The sequence below is a fragment of the Bradyrhizobium sp. NC92 genome (genome assembly GCF_025200865.1).
Classification (GTDB): Bacteria; Pseudomonadota; Alphaproteobacteria; order Rhizobiales; family Xanthobacteraceae; genus Bradyrhizobium.
The window spans coordinates 2,054,559-2,072,242 of record NZ_CP104171.1; the positions used below are offsets into that span (position 1 = coordinate 2,054,559).

18 protein-coding genes are annotated in these 17,684 nt (G+C 66.2%); 9 read left to right on the forward strand and 9 right to left on the reverse strand.

Translation table 11 applies throughout. The features are described 5' to 3' along the window. Positions 1-53 precede the first annotated feature (53 nt). Positions 54-743, reverse strand: a complete 690-nt coding sequence (locus tag N2602_RS09620; protein ID WP_260382487.1) for an aspartate/glutamate racemase family protein — start codon at positions 741-743, stop codon at positions 54-56. A gap of 213 nt (positions 744-956) precedes the next feature. Here N2602_RS09620 and N2602_RS09625 point away from each other — a divergent pair, with 213 nt between their 5' ends. From N2602_RS09625 to N2602_RS09635, 3 genes are read left to right on the forward strand one after another with little or no spacing between them, the layout of a single operon-like run. Next, complete coding sequence (locus N2602_RS09625) at positions 957-2,618, forward strand: thiamine pyrophosphate-binding protein (RefSeq protein ID WP_260382488.1); 1,662 nt, start codon at positions 957-959, stop codon at positions 2,616-2,618. A gap of 4 nt (positions 2,619-2,622) precedes the next feature. Beyond that, positions 2,623-3,888 carry an FAD-binding oxidoreductase gene (locus N2602_RS09630; RefSeq protein WP_260382489.1) on the forward strand — a complete coding sequence of 422 codons (1,266 nt, stop codon included), beginning with the start codon at positions 2,623-2,625 and terminating at the stop codon, positions 3,886-3,888. A gap of 38 nt (positions 3,889-3,926) precedes the next feature. Next, the gene (locus tag N2602_RS09635) at positions 3,927-4,706 is read left to right on the forward strand and encodes an SDR family NAD(P)-dependent oxidoreductase (RefSeq protein ID WP_260382490.1); all 780 of its coding nucleotides are present in this window, start codon (positions 3,927-3,929) and stop codon (positions 4,704-4,706) included. Between the two features lie 153 nt (positions 4,707-4,859). On the opposite strand, the gene N2602_RS09640 is transcribed toward N2602_RS09635, so the two are convergent. The 3 genes from N2602_RS09640 to N2602_RS09650 are packed head-to-tail and all read right to left on the reverse strand — an operon-like array spanning position 4,860 to position 8,630. Then, positions 4,860-5,654, reverse strand: a complete 795-nt coding sequence (locus N2602_RS09640) for an IclR family transcriptional regulator (protein WP_260382491.1) — start codon at positions 5,652-5,654, stop codon at positions 4,860-4,862. Between the two features lie 19 nt (positions 5,655-5,673). After that, complete coding sequence (locus tag N2602_RS09645; RefSeq protein ID WP_260382492.1) at positions 5,674-7,407, reverse strand: FAD-dependent oxidoreductase; 1,734 nt, start codon at positions 7,405-7,407, stop codon at positions 5,674-5,676. Positions 7,408-7,415: 8 nt separating this feature from the next. Beyond that, complete coding sequence (locus N2602_RS09650) at positions 7,416-8,630, reverse strand: ABC transporter substrate-binding protein (RefSeq protein ID WP_260382493.1); 1,215 nt, start codon at positions 8,628-8,630, stop codon at positions 7,416-7,418. A 361-nt stretch (positions 8,631-8,991) separates the two neighbouring features. Between N2602_RS09650 and N2602_RS09655 the strand changes: the two genes are divergently transcribed. After that, complete coding sequence (locus tag N2602_RS09655) at positions 8,992-10,293, forward strand: MFS transporter (protein WP_260382494.1); 1,302 nt, start codon at positions 8,992-8,994, stop codon at positions 10,291-10,293. Here N2602_RS09655 and N2602_RS09660 read toward each other — a convergent pair. After that, entirely contained in the window at positions 10,282-11,844 is a 1,563-nt protein-coding gene (locus tag N2602_RS09660) for a hypothetical protein (protein WP_260382495.1), read from the reverse strand. The two genes, N2602_RS09655 and N2602_RS09660, sit on opposite strands and share 12 nt — an antisense overlap. Positions 11,845-12,154: 310 nt before the next feature. Between N2602_RS09660 and N2602_RS09665 the strand changes: the two genes are divergently transcribed. The 4 genes from N2602_RS09665 (at position 12,155) to N2602_RS09680 (ending at position 14,877) form a co-directional block, all read left to right on the forward strand. Then, positions 12,155-12,616, forward strand: a complete 462-nt coding sequence (locus N2602_RS09665) for an Hsp20 family protein (RefSeq protein WP_172786906.1) — start codon at positions 12,155-12,157, stop codon at positions 12,614-12,616. 76 nt (positions 12,617-12,692) lie between these two features. Then, entirely contained in the window at positions 12,693-13,184 is a 492-nt protein-coding gene (locus N2602_RS09670) for an Hsp20/alpha crystallin family protein (protein WP_172786905.1), read from the forward strand. Between the two features lie 89 nt (positions 13,185-13,273). Continuing rightward, a complete protein-coding gene (locus N2602_RS09675; RefSeq protein WP_260382496.1) occupies positions 13,274-13,609 on the forward strand; it encodes a hypothetical protein in 336 nt (111 codons plus the stop codon). A gap of 161 nt (positions 13,610-13,770) precedes the next feature. Continuing rightward, positions 13,771-14,877, forward strand: a complete 1,107-nt coding sequence (locus N2602_RS09680; RefSeq protein ID WP_260382497.1) for a trypsin-like peptidase domain-containing protein — start codon at positions 13,771-13,773, stop codon at positions 14,875-14,877. 291 nt (positions 14,878-15,168) lie between these two features. Here N2602_RS09680 and N2602_RS09685 read toward each other — a convergent pair whose 3' ends face one another. Both N2602_RS09685 and N2602_RS09690 read right to left on the reverse strand, forming a co-directional pair. Beyond that, entirely contained in the window at positions 15,169-15,345 is a 177-nt protein-coding gene (locus N2602_RS09685) for a hypothetical protein (protein ID WP_172786903.1), read from the reverse strand. Then, a complete protein-coding gene (locus tag N2602_RS09690; protein ID WP_260382498.1) occupies positions 15,342-15,560 on the reverse strand; it encodes a hypothetical protein in 219 nt (72 codons plus the stop codon). Before N2602_RS09690 ends, N2602_RS09685 begins: the two co-directional genes overlap by 4 nt. Positions 15,561-15,825: 265 nt before the next feature. Between N2602_RS09690 and N2602_RS09695 the strand changes: the two genes are divergently transcribed. Further along, positions 15,826-16,227, forward strand: coding sequence for a hypothetical protein (locus N2602_RS09695; protein WP_172786901.1), 402 nt, complete (start codon positions 15,826-15,828; stop codon positions 16,225-16,227). A 34-nt stretch (positions 16,228-16,261) separates the two neighbouring features. On the opposite strand, the gene N2602_RS09700 is transcribed toward N2602_RS09695, so the two are convergent. After that, the gene (locus tag N2602_RS09700) at positions 16,262-17,113 is read right to left on the reverse strand and encodes a CoA ester lyase (RefSeq protein WP_172786900.1); all 852 of its coding nucleotides are present in this window, start codon (positions 17,111-17,113) and stop codon (positions 16,262-16,264) included. Continuing rightward, positions 17,113-17,565, reverse strand: a complete 453-nt coding sequence (locus N2602_RS09705) for a MaoC family dehydratase (protein ID WP_260382499.1) — start codon at positions 17,563-17,565, stop codon at positions 17,113-17,115. The genes N2602_RS09700 and N2602_RS09705 overlap by 1 nt, the downstream gene beginning before the upstream one ends. Positions 17,566-17,684: the final 119 nt, after the last annotated feature.

A 17,684-nucleotide genomic window follows, 5' to 3' on the forward strand; every position in this document is an offset into this window, starting at 1 on the left:
CCACCTTCCAGGGACCTCGATTCCGGAACGGGGCTGAAGCTGAGGGATCAAATTCACCCGATCGCGAAATCGGCGGCCGTTTCCGCGTGAATGGCCGTGGTGTCGAACGTCTCGACAGACGTGTCGTCCGGGCCGACCAGCATGGTGATCTCGGTGCAGCCGAGAATGATGCACTCGGCTCCGCCGGCGACGAGGGCCGCCATCACCTCCTGGTAGCGGCGGCGCGAGGGCGCGGCGACATTCCCGAGGCACAGCTCGTCGTAGATGATGCGGTTCACCTCGGCGCGCTCGTCCGCAGGAGGGACCATGACGTCGAGATCATGCGCGCGCAATCGATCGATGTAGAAATCTTCCTCCATCGTGAACCTGGTGCCGAGCAACCCGACCCGCCGATATCCCTTGGCCCGGATCCGCTCGGCCGTCGCATCGCCGATGTGGATGAACGGAACGGTGACGCTCGAGATGATCTCGGGCGCCAGTTTGTGCATCGTGTTCGTGCACAGCACGATGGCCCGCGCGCCGGCACTTTCGAGCAGCCGCGCGACTTCAGCGAGGCTCGTCGCCGCCTCCTGCCAGCGGCCGGCATACTGCATCTGCTTGATCTCCTCGAAATCGTAGGAATACATCAGGAGCGGGGCCGAATGCAGCTTGCCGATGCGGTCGCGGACCCGCTCGTTGATGAGCTTGTAGTAAAGTACGGTGCTCTCCCAGCTCATGCCTCCGATCAGGCCGATGGTTTGCATTCCGCTGCTCCCGACGAGTTGGTTCGGCCGGATCGTAGACGTAGATCTCGAAGCTCGCCATCATCGCCGCGCCAGGTCCTGTAGTGCAAACGGCAGGGACTGGCATGACGCCTGCGCAGGCTGCTAGAAGCCTTTCGACCTTGCGCACTCTCTCCGCCTGTCCTAGGCCAGTTCCCGATTAAGTGGCATCGCCGAAGTCTTGAGGGAGCCGACATGACCATTCGCAACACCCGCACCGGGGGCCAGATCCTGATCGATCAGCTCGTCGCCCAGGGCGTCGAGCGCGTCACCTGCGTGCCGGGTGAGAGCTATCTGGCGGCCCTCGATGCGCTGCATGACAGCCCGATCGACGTCGTGATCTGCCGCGCCGAAGGCGGTGCGGCGATGATGGCGGAGGCCTATGGCAAGCTCACGGGTCGGCCCGGAATCTGCTTCGTCACCCGCGGCCCCGGTGCCACCAATGCCAGCCACGGCGTCCACATCGCGATGCAGGATTCGACGCCGATGATCCTGTTCGTCGGCCAGGTCGACACCGGCATGCGCGAGCGCGAGGCGTTCCAGGAGCTCGACTACAAGGCGGTGTTCGGCTCGATGGCCAAATGGGCAGTCGAGATCGATCGTCCCGACCGCATTCCGGAGCTGGTGGCGCGCGCCTTCCGCGTCGCCATGCAGGGCCGCCCCGGTCCCGTCGTGATCGCGCTGCCGGAGAACATGCTGACCGAGACCGCGGCCGTCGCCGATGCCATGCGCATCGAGCCGGCGGTGAGCTGGCCGGCGCCTGCCGATATCGAGAAGCTCGGCGCCATGCTGGCCGGCGCCAAGGCGCCGCTCGTCATTCTCGGCGGCTCGCGCTGGACCGAGGATGCGACCAAGAGCATCGCGCGGTTCGCCGAGCGGTTCGACGTGCCGGTCGCGACCTCGTTCCGCCGGGCCTCGCTGATCGATGCCGACCATTCGCACTATGCCGGCGACCTCGGCATCGGGCCGAGCCCGGGCCTGAAGGCGCGCATCGACAATGCCGACGTCCTCCTGCTGATCGGCGGCCGCATGTCGGAGATGCCGTCCTCGTCCTACACGCTGCTCGACATTCCCAATCCGAAGCAGAAGCTGATCCATGTGCATCCGGGGTCCGAAGAGCTCGGCCGCATCTATCAGCCGGCGCTGGCGATCCAGGCGACGCCGGCTGCGTTCGCCGGGGCCGTCGAGACGCTGAAGCCTTCCGGCGCGGTGGCGTGGAAGGGCGAAGCCGCCAAGGCGCATGCCGATTATCTCGCCTGGACCGGGAAGGCGCGCGAGCTGCCGGGCAGGTTCCAATACGGCGAGGTGATGACCTGGCTGCGCGACCGCCTGCCGAAGGATGCGATCGTCTGCAACGGCGCCGGCAATTATGCCGGCTGGATTCACCGCCATCACCGTTTCCACAGCTTTGCCGCCCAGCTCGCATCGACCTCGGGCTCGATGGGCTATGGCGTGCCGGCTGGCGTGCTCGCCAAGCGGCAATATCCGGATCGGGTCGTCGTCGCGTTTGCGGGCGACGGCTGCTTCCTGATGAACGGCCAGGAATTCGCCACCGCCGTGCAATACGACGCGCCGCTCGTCGTCATCATCATCGACAATTCGCAATACGGCACCATCCGCATGCACCAGGAGCGCGACTATCCCGGCCGTGTCGTCGGCACCCAGCTCAAGAACCCGGACTTTGCGATGTATGCGAAGGCGTTCGGCGGCCATGGCGAGCGTGTCGAGCGTACCGAAGAATTCGCACCGGCGTTCGAGCGCGCGCTGGCCTCGGGCAAGCCGTCGATCCTCCACTGCATCATCGATCCCCGGGCGATCTCGGTCAGCAAGGATTTTGCGCCCGCAGTGAAGGCTTAAAGCGATGCCGGCCGGCCGCCACGTCGCCATCATCGGAGCCGGCGCGGTCGGCGTGATCAGCGCGATCGAGGCGCTGCGCGAGGGGCACCGCGTCACGCTGATCGATCCCGGCGACCCGGGCGGCGAACAGGCGGCGAGCTACGGCAATGCCGGCTGGCTGTCGTCGCATTCGGTGATCCCGCCGGCGGAGCCGGGCGTGTGGAAGAAGGTGCCGGGCTATCTGATGGACCCGCTCGGTCCGCTCGCGATCCGCTGGTCCTACTTGCCGAAGGCGCTGCCCTGGCTGATCAAGTACCTGCTCTCGGGCTGGACCGCGGCGCGGGTCGAGACCACGGCGTTTGCGCTGCGCGACCTCCTGAAGGACGCGCCGCTGCTGCACCGGAAGCTCGCGGAAGAAGCCGGTGTTCCTGAATTGATCGAGCGCAACGGCGTGATGCACGTGTTCACCTCGCGCGGCAATTTCGACAACGATCTCGGCTGGCGCCTGCGCAAGAAGGTCGGCGTCGAATGGCTGGAGCTCAATGCCGACGAAATGCGCCAGCGTGAGCCGGACCTGCATCCGCGCTACACCTTTGGCGTGGTGGTGGAGGAGGCCGGCCGCTGCCGCGATCCCGGCGCTTACGTTGCCGCGCTCGCCAATCACGCGATCGCCAGTGGCGCCAAGCACGTGCGCGCCAAGGCGACCGGGCTGAAGCTCAACGGCGGCAAGCTCGTGGCCGTTCTCATCGAGACCGGCGAGATCGCGTGCGATGCCGCTGTGGTCGCAGCCGGTGCCCGCTCGAAGCAGCTCACCGCGTCGATCGGCGATCCCCTCCCGCTCGAAACCGAGCGCGGCTATCATGTCGTGATCGAGAATCCGGAAGTAGGTCCGCGCAGCTCGATGATGGCCTCCGACGCCAAGCTTGTGGTGAACTGGACCAACAAGGGCCTGCGCGCCGCCGGCACGGTCGAGATCGCCGGCTTGGAAGCCGCGCCGAACTGGAAGCGCGCCGAGATCCTGCGCAACCACCTCGTCAGCATGTTCCCGAAACTGCCGAAGGACATTCCGGCCTCGCGCGTCAAGACCTGGTTCGGCCATCGCCCGAGCATGCCGGACGGACGTCCCTGCATCGGCTACGCGCGCGCCTCGCGCGACATCGTCTATGCGTTCGGCCATGGCCATGTCGGCCTGGTCGGCTCGGCCCGCACCGGTCGTCTCGTCGCCCAGCTCGTGAGCGGCAAGGTGCCGGAAATTCCGCTCGCGCCGTTCGCGCCCGATCGTTTCCTCTGAGAGCAAGGTGAAATCGTCCCAAGTCCTGGAGTGAGACCATGAGACCATCCGGCAAGGTCGCGGCCATCACCGGCGCGGCGCGCGGCATCGGCAAGGCCTGCGCGAAGAGGTTTTTGGACGACGGCGTCAAGGTCGTCATTTCCGACGTCGATGCCGAAGGCCTTGCCGCCACGGCCGCCGAGCTTGGCCGGCCGGATGCGTTGCGCACGATCGTCGGCAACGTCGCCAAGCGCGCGGACGTCGATCAGCTGGTCGCGACCGCGGTGAAGGAGTTCGGCCGGCTCGACATCATGGTCAACAATGCCGGCGTCGCCCGCAACCGCGACATCCTCGACATTACCGAAGAAGAATTCGACGAGATCATCGGCATCAATTTGAAGGGCGCGTTCTTCGGCGTGCAGGCGGCGGCGAGGCAGATGATCGCGCAAGGCGGCGGCGGGGTCATCATCAACATGTCCTCGGTGAACGCGCTGCTGGCGATCCCGGCGCTGGCGACCTACGCGATGTCGAAGGGCGGCATGAAGCAGCTGACCTCCGTCGCGGCCGTCGCGCTCGCTCCCCACAACATCCGCGTCGTCGCGGTCGGGCCGGGCACGATTCTGACCGACATGGTGGCGTCGTCCATCTACACCTCGGAGGACGCCCGCAAGACCGTGATGTCACGAACGCCCGCCGGCCGCGGCGGCGAGCCGAGCGAGGTCGCCTCCGTCGTGGCGTTCCTGGCCAGCGACGATGCGTCGTACATCACCGGGCAGACGATCTATCCGGATGGCGGCCGGCTGATCCTGAACTACACGGTGCCGGTGAAGGAGAAGTAGGGGCGTTGTCGCCCCACACTCGGGGTCATCGCCCGGCTTGACCGGGCGATCCAGTACTCCGAGGCGGTCGTGATTGAATCGATGGGCCGCGGCGTACTGGATTCCCCGCCTTCGCGGGGAATGACGGTCGTCGTGAGGCGGGCAGTTTGCCCATCACTCCGCCGCAACCGTCATCCCGTGGCCGAGCCGCTTGGAGATGCCGCTCGCGCACTCGCGCAGCGCATGCGCGATCGGGCTGTCCCAGCGGGCATCAAACGTGCCTTCCGGGCCCATCGCGGTGATGACCAGCGCGACGTGGCCGGAATGATCGAACACCGGCGCGGAGAACGCGTTGACGCCGGGCAGGGGATCGCCGAGCGCACGGGCGAGGCCGTGCTTGCGCACCTCAGCGAGCATCTCGGCCACTTTGGTACCCTTCACGGCGCGCTTCGGGTTGTAGCCGACGCCATGGCGGTCGAGGCCGCTGTCGAGCGCGGCGCTGATCGTCTTCTCCGGCAGGAAGGCCGCGAAGGCGCGGCCGGTCGCGGTCTCCAGCAGCGCCATCACCGAGCCGACGCGCATCACGATGTGCACCGGCTGAGCGGGCTCTTCGAGCTGCACCACGGTCGGGCCGTGCGTGCCCCAGACCGCGAGCGAGACGGCGTGGCCGATCTGGCTCGCGAGGCCCGCGATCCTGGGACGCGCGATGCGCACGCCGGAGAGGCGGCGCAGGCTGATCAGGCCGAGCTCCAGCGCAAGTGCGCCGATCTCGTAGCGGCCGGTGGTCTCGTCCTGCTCGATCAGGCCGATGCGCGAGAAGCTGGCGAGATAGGGATGCGCCTTGGCCGGCGTCATGCCGGCTTCGCGGGCGAGATCGCGCAGCATCATCGGCTCGCCGCTGCGGGCGAGCGCGCGAAGCAATTCGCCGCCGACCTCGATCGACTGGATGCCGCGGCTCTCTCTCTTCATGCGCCTCCAATAGCCTGGCTTACGCCGCGTCACGCTTGGCGGCGCTGTCGGCAAGATGTCTGCCGGCAATGTAGCCGAAGGTCAGCGCCGGCCCAAGCGTGATGCCTGCCCCGGGATAATTGCCGCCCATGATGCTCGCCATGTCGTTGCCGGCGGCATAGAGGCCGGGAATCACCCGTCCCTCGGCGTCGAGCGCCCGCGCGTTCTCGTCGGTGACGATGCCGGCATAGGTGCCGAGATCGCCGATCACCATCTTGATGGCGTAGAACGGACCATTCTCGATCGGCGCCACGCAGGGGTTGGGGCCGTGCAGTGCATCGCCCTGGTAGCGGTTATAGGCCTTCGAGCCCTTGCCGAAGGCGGCGTCGTGGCCTTGCGGCGCCGTCACATTGAACTGCCTGACCGTTTCGACGAACGCCCCGGCGTCGATGCCGGCTTTCGCCGCCAGCGCCTCCAGCGTATCGCCGCGCATGAGATAGCGGGTCTTCAAATGGTGACCCAGCGGCATCGGGAAAGGCGGCACGCAGCCGAGGCCGTATTTCCGAAGAGTTTTGTGATCGCAGACGAGATAGGCGGCGATCTCCTCGCCGGGCTTGGCCGCCTTGATCATGGCCTGGACGAAGTCGTGATAGGAATTGCCTTCATTGGCAAAACGCTTGCCGTCGCGCATCACCGCGATCACGCCGGGTTTGGCGCGGTCGATGAAATGCGGCATCACGCCCTTCGATCCATCCTTGCGCGTGGTCAGCGACACCGGCACCCAGGCCGCCGCGTTCGGCAGGCGGTCCTCGATGCGGCCGCCGGCGCCTTCCGCAAGGCGCATGCCGTCGCCGGTGTTGCCGGCGGGCCCGGGCGAATAGTGCTCGTTGCCGGTCGGCGCGTGCGGGAACATCTTCCTGCGCCGCGCGATGTCATGCGGAAATCCGCCGCAGGCGAGCACGACGCCTTGGCGCGCGCGGACACGCACCTCGCGTCCCTCGCGCGACACGATGGCACCGGTCACAGCGCCGTTTTCGACCGTCAGCTCGCGCACCGGCGAGGACAGCCACATCGGAATCTTCAGGTCGAGCGCGGACTTTGCGAGGCGTCCGGCGAGCGCATTGCCGTTGGTGAGCGTCATTCCCCGGCCATGGCGCAGCACATCCATGAAATGCCGCGATAGCCGCTTGGCGACATAGACCGCCGAGGTCAGCGACTTCGTCACGCGCATGAAGTGAATGATCTCCTTGCCGCTTCCGAGCATCATGCCGAACACGGTGAGCTCGGGCAGGGGCATGCCCAACGTCTTGATCTGGTCGCCGAGCTCGCGGCCATCGAACGGGCGCGTCACCATGGAGCGGCCACCCTGCGCGCCGCCGGGCGCTTCGGCGTGGTAGTCGGGAAACACCAGCGGCATGTCGAAGCGCAACGCCGTCTTGGTGGTGAAGAAATCGACCGCTTCAGGGCCGGCACTGAGGAAGGCATCGACCCGGGCGGCATCAAAGTTGTTGCCGGCCTCGTGCCGCAGGTAAGTGCGCGCCTGCTCCGGCGTCTCCTCGATGCCGTAGGCCTTCGCCAGCGAGGTGCCGGGGATCCACAGCCAGCCGCCGGAGCGGGCCGTGGTGCCGCCGAAGCGCGGTTCCTTTTCCACGATCAGCACGTCGAGGCAGCGATAACGCGCGGTGATCGCGGCCGACATGCCGGAGCAACCCGATCCGGCCACGAGCACGTCGCACTCGTAAGTCTCCATGGCGCCATGCTCGTTGCCAGCCATATCGGGCCTCACTTTTTCAGGAGCGGACACTTGGATTCGGAGATCGGGCGGAAGGCGTCCTCGCCCTTCACGGTCTTGACGATGTCCAGATAATCCCACGGCTCCTTGGACTGCTCGGGCGACTTCACCTTGGCGAGATACATGTCGCGGATGACACGGCCGTCCTCGCGCAACTTGCCGCCGTGGACGAAGATATCCTCGATCGGCAGCTCGCGCATCTTCGCCATCACCTTGGCGGAATCGTCGGTGGCGGCCGCCTTGATCGCCTTGAGATAATGCAGCACCGAGCCGTAGACGCCGGTCTGGATCATCGTCGGCATCACCTTGGTGCGCTCGTAGAACTTCTTGGACCAGGCGCGGGTGGCCTCGTCCATGGCCCAGTAGGACGCAGTGGTCATGTAAGTGCCCTGCGCGGCCTTGAGGCCGATGGCGTGCACGTCGGTGTCGAACATCAAGAGGCCGACCAGCTTCTGGCCGCCCTGGACCAGGCCGAACTCGCCGGATTGCTTGATGGCGTTATCGGTGTCCTGGCCGGCATTGGCGAAGGCGACCACGTCGGACTTCGAGCTCTGCGCCTGCAGCGCGAAGGAGGAGAAGTCCGCGGTGTTGGTCGGATGCTTGACGCCGCCGAGCACCTTGCCGCCCATCTCGTTGATGAAGCGGGTTGCGTCCTTCTCGAGCTGCTGGCCGAAAGCGTAGTCCGCGGTGATGAAGTACCAGGACTTGCCGCCTTCCTTGATCACGGCGGACGCGGTCACCTTCGACAGCGCATAGGTGTCGTAGGTGAAGTGCACGGTGTTCGGGCTGCACAGCTCGTCGGTCAGCGAGCTCGCGCCGGGGCCGGAGAGCAGCGCGATCTTGCCGCGCTCGCGCACCATGTTGTGCACGGCGATCGCAATGCCGGAATTGGGGATGTCGACGACGGCATCGACCTTGCCGTTGTCGAACCAGCCGCGGACGATCTGCACGCCGACATCGGTCTTCATCTGGTGGTCCGCGCTGATGATCTCGATCGGCTTGCCGAGCACGGTCGGCCCGAATTCCTCCACGGCCATCTTGGCGGCCTCGACCGAGCCCGGCCCGGAATTGTCGCGGCCCCAGCTCGACAGATCCGTCAGCACGCCGATCCGCACCGCGTCGTCGGAGACTTGCGCGGTCGCCGCCGATGTCATGGCTGCCGAAGTCATGGCCGCGAGCATGGTGCAGGCCAGGAGCCCTCTCATTGTCGTTTCCTCTCTCTTATTGGCCGCTTGGCGCGGCAGGGTTGTTGTGGAGGTAAATTAGATAATGATGAATGAGTTTGTCAATGGCGAATGGGGGGCGCGGGTTCCGCGATAGTTGGGCGACGTCGCGCAGGGAGCGCTAATGCCTCAACACCCGTCATTGCGAGCGAAGCGAAGCAATCCAGAATCTTTCCGCAGAGGCAGTCTGGATTGCTTCGTCGCAAGGGCTCCTCGCAATGACGGGTGTTGCGACACCTGCGCAAAAATCCCGCGCCGTAATCCTGTGAGAGACAACACCTCCACAGATTGCAACCACCACGCCGTTTGGCCATGATGCCCACTGGAATCGTTGGGGCAGGGCATGACGACAGCAATGGGGGTCTCCGCGTCCGCGGAGAGATCGACGACGGCGCATGTGGTGTGGGCGAGTGCGCTCGGCACCGCCATCGAGTGGTACGATTTCCTGATCTACGGCACGGCGGCGGCCCTGGTCTTCAACAAGCTGTTCTTCCCGAGCTTCGATCCCTTCGTCGGCACGCTCGCGGCATTCTCGACCTATGCGGTCGGCTTCGTCGCGCGGCCGATCGGCGGCGCCATCATCGGGCATTACGGCGACCGGCTCGGCCGCAAGACCATGCTGGTTGGGACCATGATCGCGATGGGGCTCGGCACCTTCCTGATCGGCTGCCTGCCGACCTACAGCCAGATCGGCGTCTGGGCCCCGATCCTGCTGATCGCCTTGCGCTTCGTCCAGGGCATCGGGCTCGGCGGCGAGTGGAGCGGCGCGGTCGTGATGGTGATCGAGCATGCCGGCAATCGCCGCGGCTTCTACGGCAGCCTGGTGCAGGTCGGCTTTCCCGTCGGCGTCGCCGCCTCCACCGGCATCTTCGCCCTGATGACGAAGCTGCCCGAGGCGGATTTCCTCAGCTGGGGCTGGCGGGTGCCATTCCTGATCAGCATTCTGCTCGTCGGCGTCGGTTTCATCGTGCGGCTCAAGCTCGCGGAGACGCCTCACTTCAAGGAGATCGTCGAGCGCAAGGAGGTGCTGGCACAGCCGGCCCTCGAAGTACTGCGGCGCGACTGGCGCAGCTTTCTGCTCGCGATCGGCATCACGGTCTCGGAGGTCGGGCTCGCTTATCTCCTCACCGTCTTCACCGTGGTCTACGCCACGACGAAGCTCGGCCTGCCGCGCCAGGTGATCCTGGATGCGGTGGTCTATGCCGCCATCGTCGAGTTCGCGACGCTGCCGCTGGCCGGCTGGCTGTCCGACATTTTCGGACGCAAGGCGCTGTATCTGGCCGGCGGCGTGTTCTCGGTGGCGCTGGCGTTTCCGCTGTTCTGGTTCCTCGACACCAGGGAGCCGGCGCTGATCACGCTTGCGCTCGTCGTCACGATGACGCTCACCCATGCGCTGCTGTTCGGGCCGAAGGCCGCGTTCATGCCGGAGCTGTTCCGCACCCAGGTGCGCTACAGCGGTGCCTCGCTCGGCGCCAATGTCGCGGCGGCGTTGAGCGGCGGCTTCTCGCCGCTGATCGCGGCTGCGCTGCTGGCATGGGCCGGATCGTACTGGGCGGTCTCGGTCTACATCGTTGCGCTGTCGGTCATCACGATCTTCGCAACCCTGCTGGCGCCGGAGACGGCGCGGGACTCGCTAAGATCCTGAGCGTCGGGACAGGCAAGCCGGATTTGCAGCGTTCGGAAGCACCAGGAAGGTGATGGTCGTCGGCGCGAGCCGGATCGCGCCCGGCGGTGCTGCGCGTGCCCGGAGCGGCGGCAGCCGGCCATCTCTGGTCAGCGCGAGCGCCTTGCCGTTCAGCTGCACAATCGTGCCCTGCAGCCGCGCCGCGTGCAGGGTGTACCGCTCGGCGGAATCCGGCAGCGATAGCGTGCGCGATGTGCTGCGCGAGGTGTTGATCGCGAGCAGCGACACCGCACCTGCCCCGGCTGGATGGCAATGCGCATAGAGATGGAGATCGCGCGGAGCAGGTTTGCCTGCGTCGAGCACGATCGTTCCCATCAGCCGGCGCCAGAGCAGCGCGGCCCAATAGCTCGGCCGCGGCCGGAACGTCGTTTCCTCGAGCAGACCGTAATCGCTGGCGGCCAGCGTGTTGTGCATCACCACCTGGACGCCGGCCTTCGCCAGGCGTCCGAGCTGGTCGAGATAGCGGAACGTGTCCAGAAATGTCCGGTCCCATAAGCCGCCGCCGCAGGCGGCATCAGCCGTCTCGGTCAGCCAGATCGGTTTGTCCGGCTCGAAAGTGTCGCGCAGCGCCTGGTAGGTCCCGAGTGTCGTATCCGTGCGGCCCAGCCATTGCTCCGAGAGGGCCTGCGCCGGATCATCTTGTCCGCCGCAGCGCGGCGAGATCGTGTTGTAATGGTGATAGGAGAACCGATCGACGCCGGGACCGGATGCGGCAAGCAGATCGCGTGTGGTGAGCTCCGCCCCGGATGGCGATGGTGCATCACCAGCCGAGCCCGGGCCGAGGATCAGCGTCTCCGGTGCGGCGCGCCGCATCCAATCGCGGAAGACCTTGAAGTCGCGGCCATAAGCGGCCGCGTCATAGCCCGCCGGTGCGCCGTTCGTCGCTGCGAGCGTCGGCTCGTTCATGAATTCGGCGGCGGCGATGCGGCCACCCAGCGCGCGCGTGGCCTCGACCAGCTGCTGCGCCTGATCCGGCCTCCAGATGCCGTTGGCATCGCGGCTGCCGGGACTGATCGCAAAGGAGGTGACGATCTCCGCATCGACCGCACGCGCGTACTCCACCACGTCGCGCCATTGCGCCCGGCTGAGCACCGAGTCGAATCCCGGCGGCGGCTGTCCCGGCGTCTCGGCAAAGAACGTCGCATTGGCCCAGGTGCCGCTCACGCGCAGATAGGCCGGCGACAGCGCTGCTGCGAGCCGGCGCAGTCGCGCATTGGCAAGATCGATCGGCGGCCGCGCGCTGTAGCGATCCCGCTGGTCGAAGGCGCGTGCCGGTCGCGGATAAGGTTTCCAGAACCGCCCGCCGGTCACCTCCACCATTTCGATGTTGTAGGACTGAAAGCGCGCATCGACCGTTCCGATCGGCTTCAGTCCGGCGGGCGAGATGGCGATGCCGTCGGCCTGCGCCGCACAGGCCGTGGCGGCGGCGAGCAGGGCAATCGCGCCGGCCGCGCAACCGGCTGGACGCGGTCGGGACCCTGGTCTGCGGTGTGCTGCCGCCTGCTTCGTCATGCGCGTTGCCCGCGGCCGGACGCCCGGAGGCAATCTGGCCTTCCCTCGACCCGCCTATTTTATCCCTATTTTACCTTGCCGTTGCCGCCGAGAGCGTCCGGGCCCGGCGGACCATCGGTGGGAGCAAAAAAAAATTCGTTGCCCCCTCTTGAAACCGTTTTCCGGTTTTCTAAGTCGTTTTTCGCCGCGAGAGCGGTGTGCCGGATGCCAAACCGGGTCCGGCACGGGCGCCGGGCAGGTCTTTTCGGACCCGTCTGAATCCCCGCCTTGCGCTCCTTCGTATCCATCTTGCTCTTTGGAGGACTTGGTTATGAGGACCAGTTTTGACTTCGCGCCCCTGTGGCGATCCACCATCGGCTTCGACCACCTGGCCGACCTCGTCGACAGCACGCTACGCCAGGCGACCGAGGACAATTATCCCCCCTACAACATCGAGCGCTCCGGCGAAGACCACTACCGGATCAGCCTTGCGGTAGCGGGGTTCGGCGCCAACGACATCACCGTGACGGCCGAACAGAACGCGCTCACGATCGAGGGCAAGAAGCCCGAGACCGCCGCGCGCGAATATCTGTACCAGGGCATTGCAGCGCGTCCGTTCCGGCGCGTGTTCAACCTTGCCGACTATGTCCAGGTGAAGCAGGCCTCGTTCCAGGACGGGCTCCTGATCATCGACCTCGTCCGTGAGGTTCCGGAAGCCATGAAGCCGCGCCGCATTCCGATCGCGGGCGGCGCTCCCGTGGCATCGCAGATCGAGCAGAAGAAGGCAGCCTGAGCGCTCGATCGAAAGGATAGCGGAACGCGGCGCGCGCATGCGCGGGCCGCGCTCCCGATGCATGAAGGAGATTCCCATGGCTTTTCGTGATCTCATTCCCTGGTCGAAAAACCAGGAGCTTGCGCCGGCGCGCGACAATTTCGATCCGTTCCTGACGCTTCACCGCGAGATGAACCGTCTGTTCGACGACGTCTTCCGCGGCTTTGGCGGGACCGGCCTGTCGCCGCTGATGGAAGGCCGTTTCGGCTGGCCGAAGGTCGAGCTCAGCGAGACCGACAAGACGCTGACCGTCTCGGCCGAGCTTCCCGGCCTGACCGAGAACGACGTCCAGGTCGAGATCGCCAATGGCGTCCTCACCGTCCGCGGCGAGAAGAAGGCGGAGCGCAATGGCGAAGGCAGGTTCTTCACCGAGCGCTATTACGGCGCCTTCGAGCGGCAGATTCCGCTGGAGGGTGTCGAGGAGGACAAGGCCGAGGCGTCGTTCAGGAACGGCGTCCTGACCGTGTCGCTGCCGAAATCGGAGAAGGCCCGCGAAGGCGTCAAGCGCATCGCGATCAATACGCATTAACGTCAAGCGAGAACGGCGGCGATGTGGCGCCGCCGTCTCATCGTCAACAAGCCGTCCCCCTGGAAAGGAGCATGTGGGAGACTTAACCGATGACCAACGTGAATACCAGTTCCGGCACTCTCAATCCGCTGTTTCATCCTGCCGCCCACTACAATTCGCCTGCCGACGTCCTGAATGCCGAGGAGCTCTCTTCGCCCGAGAAGCGCGTCATCCTGTCGTCCTGGGCATCGGACATGTACGCGGTCGAATCCTGTCCCGCCTTGCGCGAGATTCCCGGCATGAGCCACACGGTCCGGCTCGCCGACATTCTGGCCGCCTTGCGCAAGCTCGACGGCGACAACGACAATGACGACCCGCCGCGGGGCGGCGGCGTGCCGATGCGGCTGCGGCGGCCATGGGCCGCCGCAGAAGGGCGGGCGGCATGATGGTCACGCCCACCATCCTCGCCCTCGTGCTGCTCGGCCAGGCCGCGGCAGCCTGGACCGTCCCGTTTCTGGTCCTGCAGGGCATGATCGTCGCGTCCGGCGACGAAGACTGAAGCCACGGTTTCGAATATCCCCACACCACAAGCGGCAGGGTGACGATGATGAATGCTGTGCGTCTCTTGTTCCTGGCCTTGCTGATGCTGACGCTCACGGCATCGCAGCCTGCCGCCGGTCAGATTCCGGATCTGAAGACCGGTGGCCCGGTCCCGACCCTGGCGCCGCTGGTGCGCCAGGTGATGCCCGCGGTGGTCAACATCTCCGTGCACGGCCCCGTGCGCGAGGACAACCCGCTCTATCGCGACCCGCTCTTTCGCGAGTTCTTCGACGTTCCCCGGCAGATCGAGAAGGAGGTCAATGCGACCGGCTCCGGGGTGATCGTCGACGCCCAGCGCGGCTATGTGCTGACCAACAATCACGTGGTCGAAGGCACCTCCGCCGTTCAGATCACGACCAAGGACGGCCGGCAGTTCTCCGCCAAGGTCATCGGCCGTGATCCGCCGACGGATGTCGCGGTGCTCCAGGTCCAGAACCCGGTCGGGCTCAAGGCGCTTGCCTTCGGCGACAGCGACGGGCTCGATGTCGGGGATTTCGTCCTTGCGATCGGCAATCCCTTCGGCCTCGGCCAGACCGTGACCTCGGGGCTCGTCAGCGCGCTGGGCCGCACCGGCCTCGGCAAGCAGGGCTATGAGGATTTCATCCAGACCGATGCGGCGATCAATCCCGGCAATTCCGGCGGCGCGCTGGTCAGCCTGCGCGGCGAGCTCGTCGGCATCAACTCGGCGATCATCTCGCCCGCGGGCGGCAATGTCGGCATCGGCTTTGCCATTCCGGTCAATATGGCGCGCAAGGTGATGGAGCAGATCATCGTGAGCGGCCGCGTCGAGCGCGGCCGCATCGGCGTTTCGCTGAAAGACCTGCATCCGTCGGTCAACAAGGGATTGAATCAGGGCGCCGTCATTGCCGAGATCGCGGCGGATTCGCCCCCAGACAAGGCGGGCCTGCGCAAGGGCGACGTCGTGACCGGCGCCGACGACCGCCCGATCCGCACCGCCGCCCAGCTCCGCAACACGATCGGCCTTGCGCGCGTCGGCGAGGACGTGAAGCTCACGCTGCTGCGCAATGGTGCGCCGTTCACCGCCACCGTCAGAGTGGCGCCGGCAGCCGAGCCGAGCCGCGCGCTCGCAGGCCCCAATCGTCTCGTCCGCTGAAACGAATGCGCCGACGAACCGCGGAAGCGGTTCGCCCCCTGCGATGGCAGGGCTATCGCATACGACTTGTAGCGGCGGCCGGTGCGCACGCCTCGTCCTTCGAGACGGCGCTTACGCGCCTCCTCAGGATGAGGCTCATCGGCGACAGTGCCTCTTGAACTGTAGCCACGCACTCCGTCCTCATCCTGAGGAGCCCGCCTCAAGCGGGCGTCTCGAAGGATGGCCGCGGGGAAGGGCTCTCAAATGCGATAGCCTTGCCTGCGATGGTCACGGAGCGCGTGATCTCCCGGTTCAAGCCGCGCGGTGATCCCATTCGCCTTGCAGGTCCCGGATCAGCCGCCGCTCGCGTTCGATGCGCTGGCGATAGAGCTCGCGCTCATGCTCGCTCTTGGCGCTGGCAAGAAGCAGCTCGTAATGGCCGATGACCTTCTCGCTGCCGCGGATGAGCAGGTCGCGTTGGCTGTTCATTGCGCCATCTCCATTGCGCCAGCCGGCGCCTCAGAGGCGCGGAGGCCGACGGGAAAGGTCGCTGCGGTCAGGCCATCGAGCGCCGATTGCTCTTCGGCGAGGCGCCTCTCGATGAACTGGCGCTCCAGCTGCGACAACCTGGTCTTCAGCAGGCGCCGGTAGCGGTGGATGTTGTTGCGGTGCGCACGAATGCGGGCCAGATTCTCATCGAGCATCGTCGTCTCTCCAGACGGTCGCGTTGGATCCTTTGGTTGTGCGAGGATGAGAAGGTCTCTTCTCGGCGAAAAAATATTCAGCGCGCGAGCGCTGTCAAGATCTTGGCGCGCCTGTCCTTGTTGCTGGCTCCTGGAGATCGACGATCGGCCAATCGACCTGTCCGGACGGCCGGGTTCCGGGCGCGATTGCCTTTTGTTGGCCGGCAAGCGAACCTCGTGTGGCCATATTTGAGCAGGAGTGATCTTTCGCGAGGGAGGCGCTCCGATGACCAAGGCACTGATCACTGCTGTCGCAATGCTGGCTTGCGTACCCGCGAGTGCGCTCGCACAGGAGCGCGCGGGCGATGCGGCGCTGGGCGCGGTCTCGGGTGCGGTCGTGCTGGGCCCCGTCGGTGCGGTCGCCGGAGCCTTGATCGGCTACACGGCCGGACCGTCGATCGCCCGTTCCTGGGGCCTGAGAGGCTCACAGTCGGCAAGGCACCGGCAGCCGCCGCCGCGTCGTGCCGCCGCGACCGGCAGCCCGTCGCGCACGCGCGAGGCGATGGCCGCCAACGGCCAGATGAGAGCCGCCGGCAATTCGGCCCCGCCGGTCCAGGCTCCGCCGGTTCAAGCCGCGCCTGCCGCGCCGGCGCAATCCTCGGCGCCGCCGGTTCAGGCATTCGATTAAGGCCGCCAACTTCAGGCCGCAGCCTACGCCCGCTCTAGGCCTCGCCGAGAATTTTCTTCGCCGCGAGAAGGTGCGGCTTGTCGATCATCTGGTCGTCGAGCCGCAGCGTGCCCGAATTGGGATTGCTCGCGAAGGCCGCGATCACCTTCTCCGCCCAGGCGCGCTCGGCCTCCGTCGGCGCGAAGGCCGCGTTGACGATGTCGACATGCTTGGGGTGGATCAGCGCCTTGGCCGAAAAGCCGTCGCGCCGCGCGGCGCGCGTCTCCTGCTCGAGGCCGGCGAGGTTGTCGATGTCGGTGTAAACCGTGTCGATCGGCGCGACCTCGGCCGCGGCCGCCGCCATCAGGCAGAGATCGCGCGCCAGGCGATAGGGGCTGTGGAACACGCCGCCGCTCGCCTTCTCGGTGGCGCCGAGCGAGGCGGAGAGATCTTCTGCGCCCCACATCAGGCCGGCGAGGCGAGGGGAGCAGCCCTTGTAGCTGCCGAGCCCGAAGATCGAGCCGGCGGTCTCCGTCGCGACGCAGACGATGCGGGTCGAACCGATCGCGATGCCGGCAGCGGCTTCTAAAGCCTCGAGCCAGGTCGCGACCTGCCGCACGTCGTCGCCGCCTTGCGATTTCGGCAGCACGATGCCGTCAGGCCTGCCCGGCATCACCGCGGCGAGATCCGCCAGCGTCAGGCCGGTGTCGAGCGCGTTGACGCGGACATAGAGCTGATGCGGGCCGGGGCGGCTCTTCAGCATCGAAAGCGTGAGCTCACGCGCTTCCGCCTTCTTCTCGGCGACGACGGAGTCCTCGAGATCGATGATCAGCGCGTCGGCCTTGCCTTCGCTCGCCTTCTCGAATTTGCGCGGGGAATCGCCCGGCACGAACAGCATCGAACGCATCAGACCGGCCTCTTGTGCATCATCGCCATGCGGCGGCATTTACCGACGATCTCGTCGTTCTGGTTCAAAGCGTGGTGCTCGAACTCGACGAGGCCGGCCGTGGGCCGCGATCTGGATTCCCGCACCGAGAGCACCTTTGTCGTGGCCCGCAACGTGTCGCCATGGAAGACCGGCTTTGGAAAGGTGACGTCGGTCATACCGAGATTGGCGACGGTGGTGCCCAAGGTCGTATCATAGACCGTCATGCCGATCATGATGCCGAGCGTGTAAAGGCTGTTGAAAATGCGCTGGCCGAACTCGGTCTTCTCGGCGAAATGCGCGTCGATGTGCAGCGGCTGCGGGTTGAGCGTCAGCAGGCTGAATAGGGTGTTGTCCATCTCCGTGACGGTCCGGGTCAAGGGATGCCTGAACTCCTGGCCCACGGAAAAGTCCTCGAAATAAAGTCCGGCCATCGCGGTTTCCTCCCTGCGAAATAACGGCGCGCTCTTGCCGTCGCGCCGCATGACCCCATGCATGGTAGACACACTTCGCGGGCAAATTCACGTATCTGCATGCGGTTTTTCGAGCTAAA

Excerpts from the sequence above, each read along its gene's own strand:
- N2602_RS09685 (WP_172786903.1), bottom strand. The coding sequence starts at position 15,345 with ATGAACAGCCAACGCGACCTGCTCATCCGCGGCAGCGAGAAGGTCATC.
- N2602_RS09625 (WP_260382488.1), top strand. The coding sequence starts at position 957 with ATGACCATTCGCAACACCCGCACCGGGGGCCAGATCCTGATCGATCAG.
- N2602_RS09645 (WP_260382492.1), bottom strand. The coding sequence starts at position 7,407 with ATGGCTGGCAACGAGCATGGCGCCATGGAGACTTACGAGTGCGACGTG.
- N2602_RS09700 (WP_172786900.1), bottom strand. The coding sequence starts at position 17,113 with ATGCGTTCGATGCTGTTCGTGCCGGGCGATTCCCCGCGCAAATTCGAG.
- N2602_RS09630 (WP_260382489.1), top strand. The coding sequence starts at position 2,623 with ATGCCGGCCGGCCGCCACGTCGCCATCATCGGAGCCGGCGCGGTCGGC.
- N2602_RS09665 (WP_172786906.1), top strand. The coding sequence starts at position 12,155 with ATGAGGACCAGTTTTGACTTCGCGCCCCTGTGGCGATCCACCATCGGC.
- N2602_RS09650 (WP_260382493.1), bottom strand. The coding sequence starts at position 8,630 with ATGAGAGGGCTCCTGGCCTGCACCATGCTCGCGGCCATGACTTCGGCA.
- N2602_RS09620 (WP_260382487.1), bottom strand. The coding sequence starts at position 743 with ATGCAAACCATCGGCCTGATCGGAGGCATGAGCTGGGAGAGCACCGTA.
- N2602_RS09660 (WP_260382495.1), bottom strand. The coding sequence starts at position 11,844 with ATGACGAAGCAGGCGGCAGCACACCGCAGACCAGGGTCCCGACCGCGT.
- N2602_RS09640 (WP_260382491.1), bottom strand. The coding sequence starts at position 5,654 with ATGAAGAGAGAGAGCCGCGGCATCCAGTCGATCGAGGTCGGCGGCGAA.
- N2602_RS09635 (WP_260382490.1), top strand. The coding sequence starts at position 3,927 with ATGAGACCATCCGGCAAGGTCGCGGCCATCACCGGCGCGGCGCGCGGC.
- N2602_RS09680 (WP_260382497.1), top strand. The coding sequence starts at position 13,771 with ATGAATGCTGTGCGTCTCTTGTTCCTGGCCTTGCTGATGCTGACGCTC.
- N2602_RS09675 (WP_260382496.1), top strand. The coding sequence starts at position 13,274 with ATGACCAACGTGAATACCAGTTCCGGCACTCTCAATCCGCTGTTTCAT.
- N2602_RS09695 (WP_172786901.1), top strand. The coding sequence starts at position 15,826 with ATGACCAAGGCACTGATCACTGCTGTCGCAATGCTGGCTTGCGTACCC.
- N2602_RS09670 (WP_172786905.1), top strand. The coding sequence starts at position 12,693 with ATGGCTTTTCGTGATCTCATTCCCTGGTCGAAAAACCAGGAGCTTGCG.
- N2602_RS09690 (WP_260382498.1), bottom strand. The coding sequence starts at position 15,560 with ATGCTCGATGAGAATCTGGCCCGCATTCGTGCGCACCGCAACAACATC.
- N2602_RS09655 (WP_260382494.1), top strand. The coding sequence starts at position 8,992 with ATGACGACAGCAATGGGGGTCTCCGCGTCCGCGGAGAGATCGACGACG.
- N2602_RS09705 (WP_260382499.1), bottom strand. The coding sequence starts at position 17,565 with ATGGCCGGACTTTATTTCGAGGACTTTTCCGTGGGCCAGGAGTTCAGG.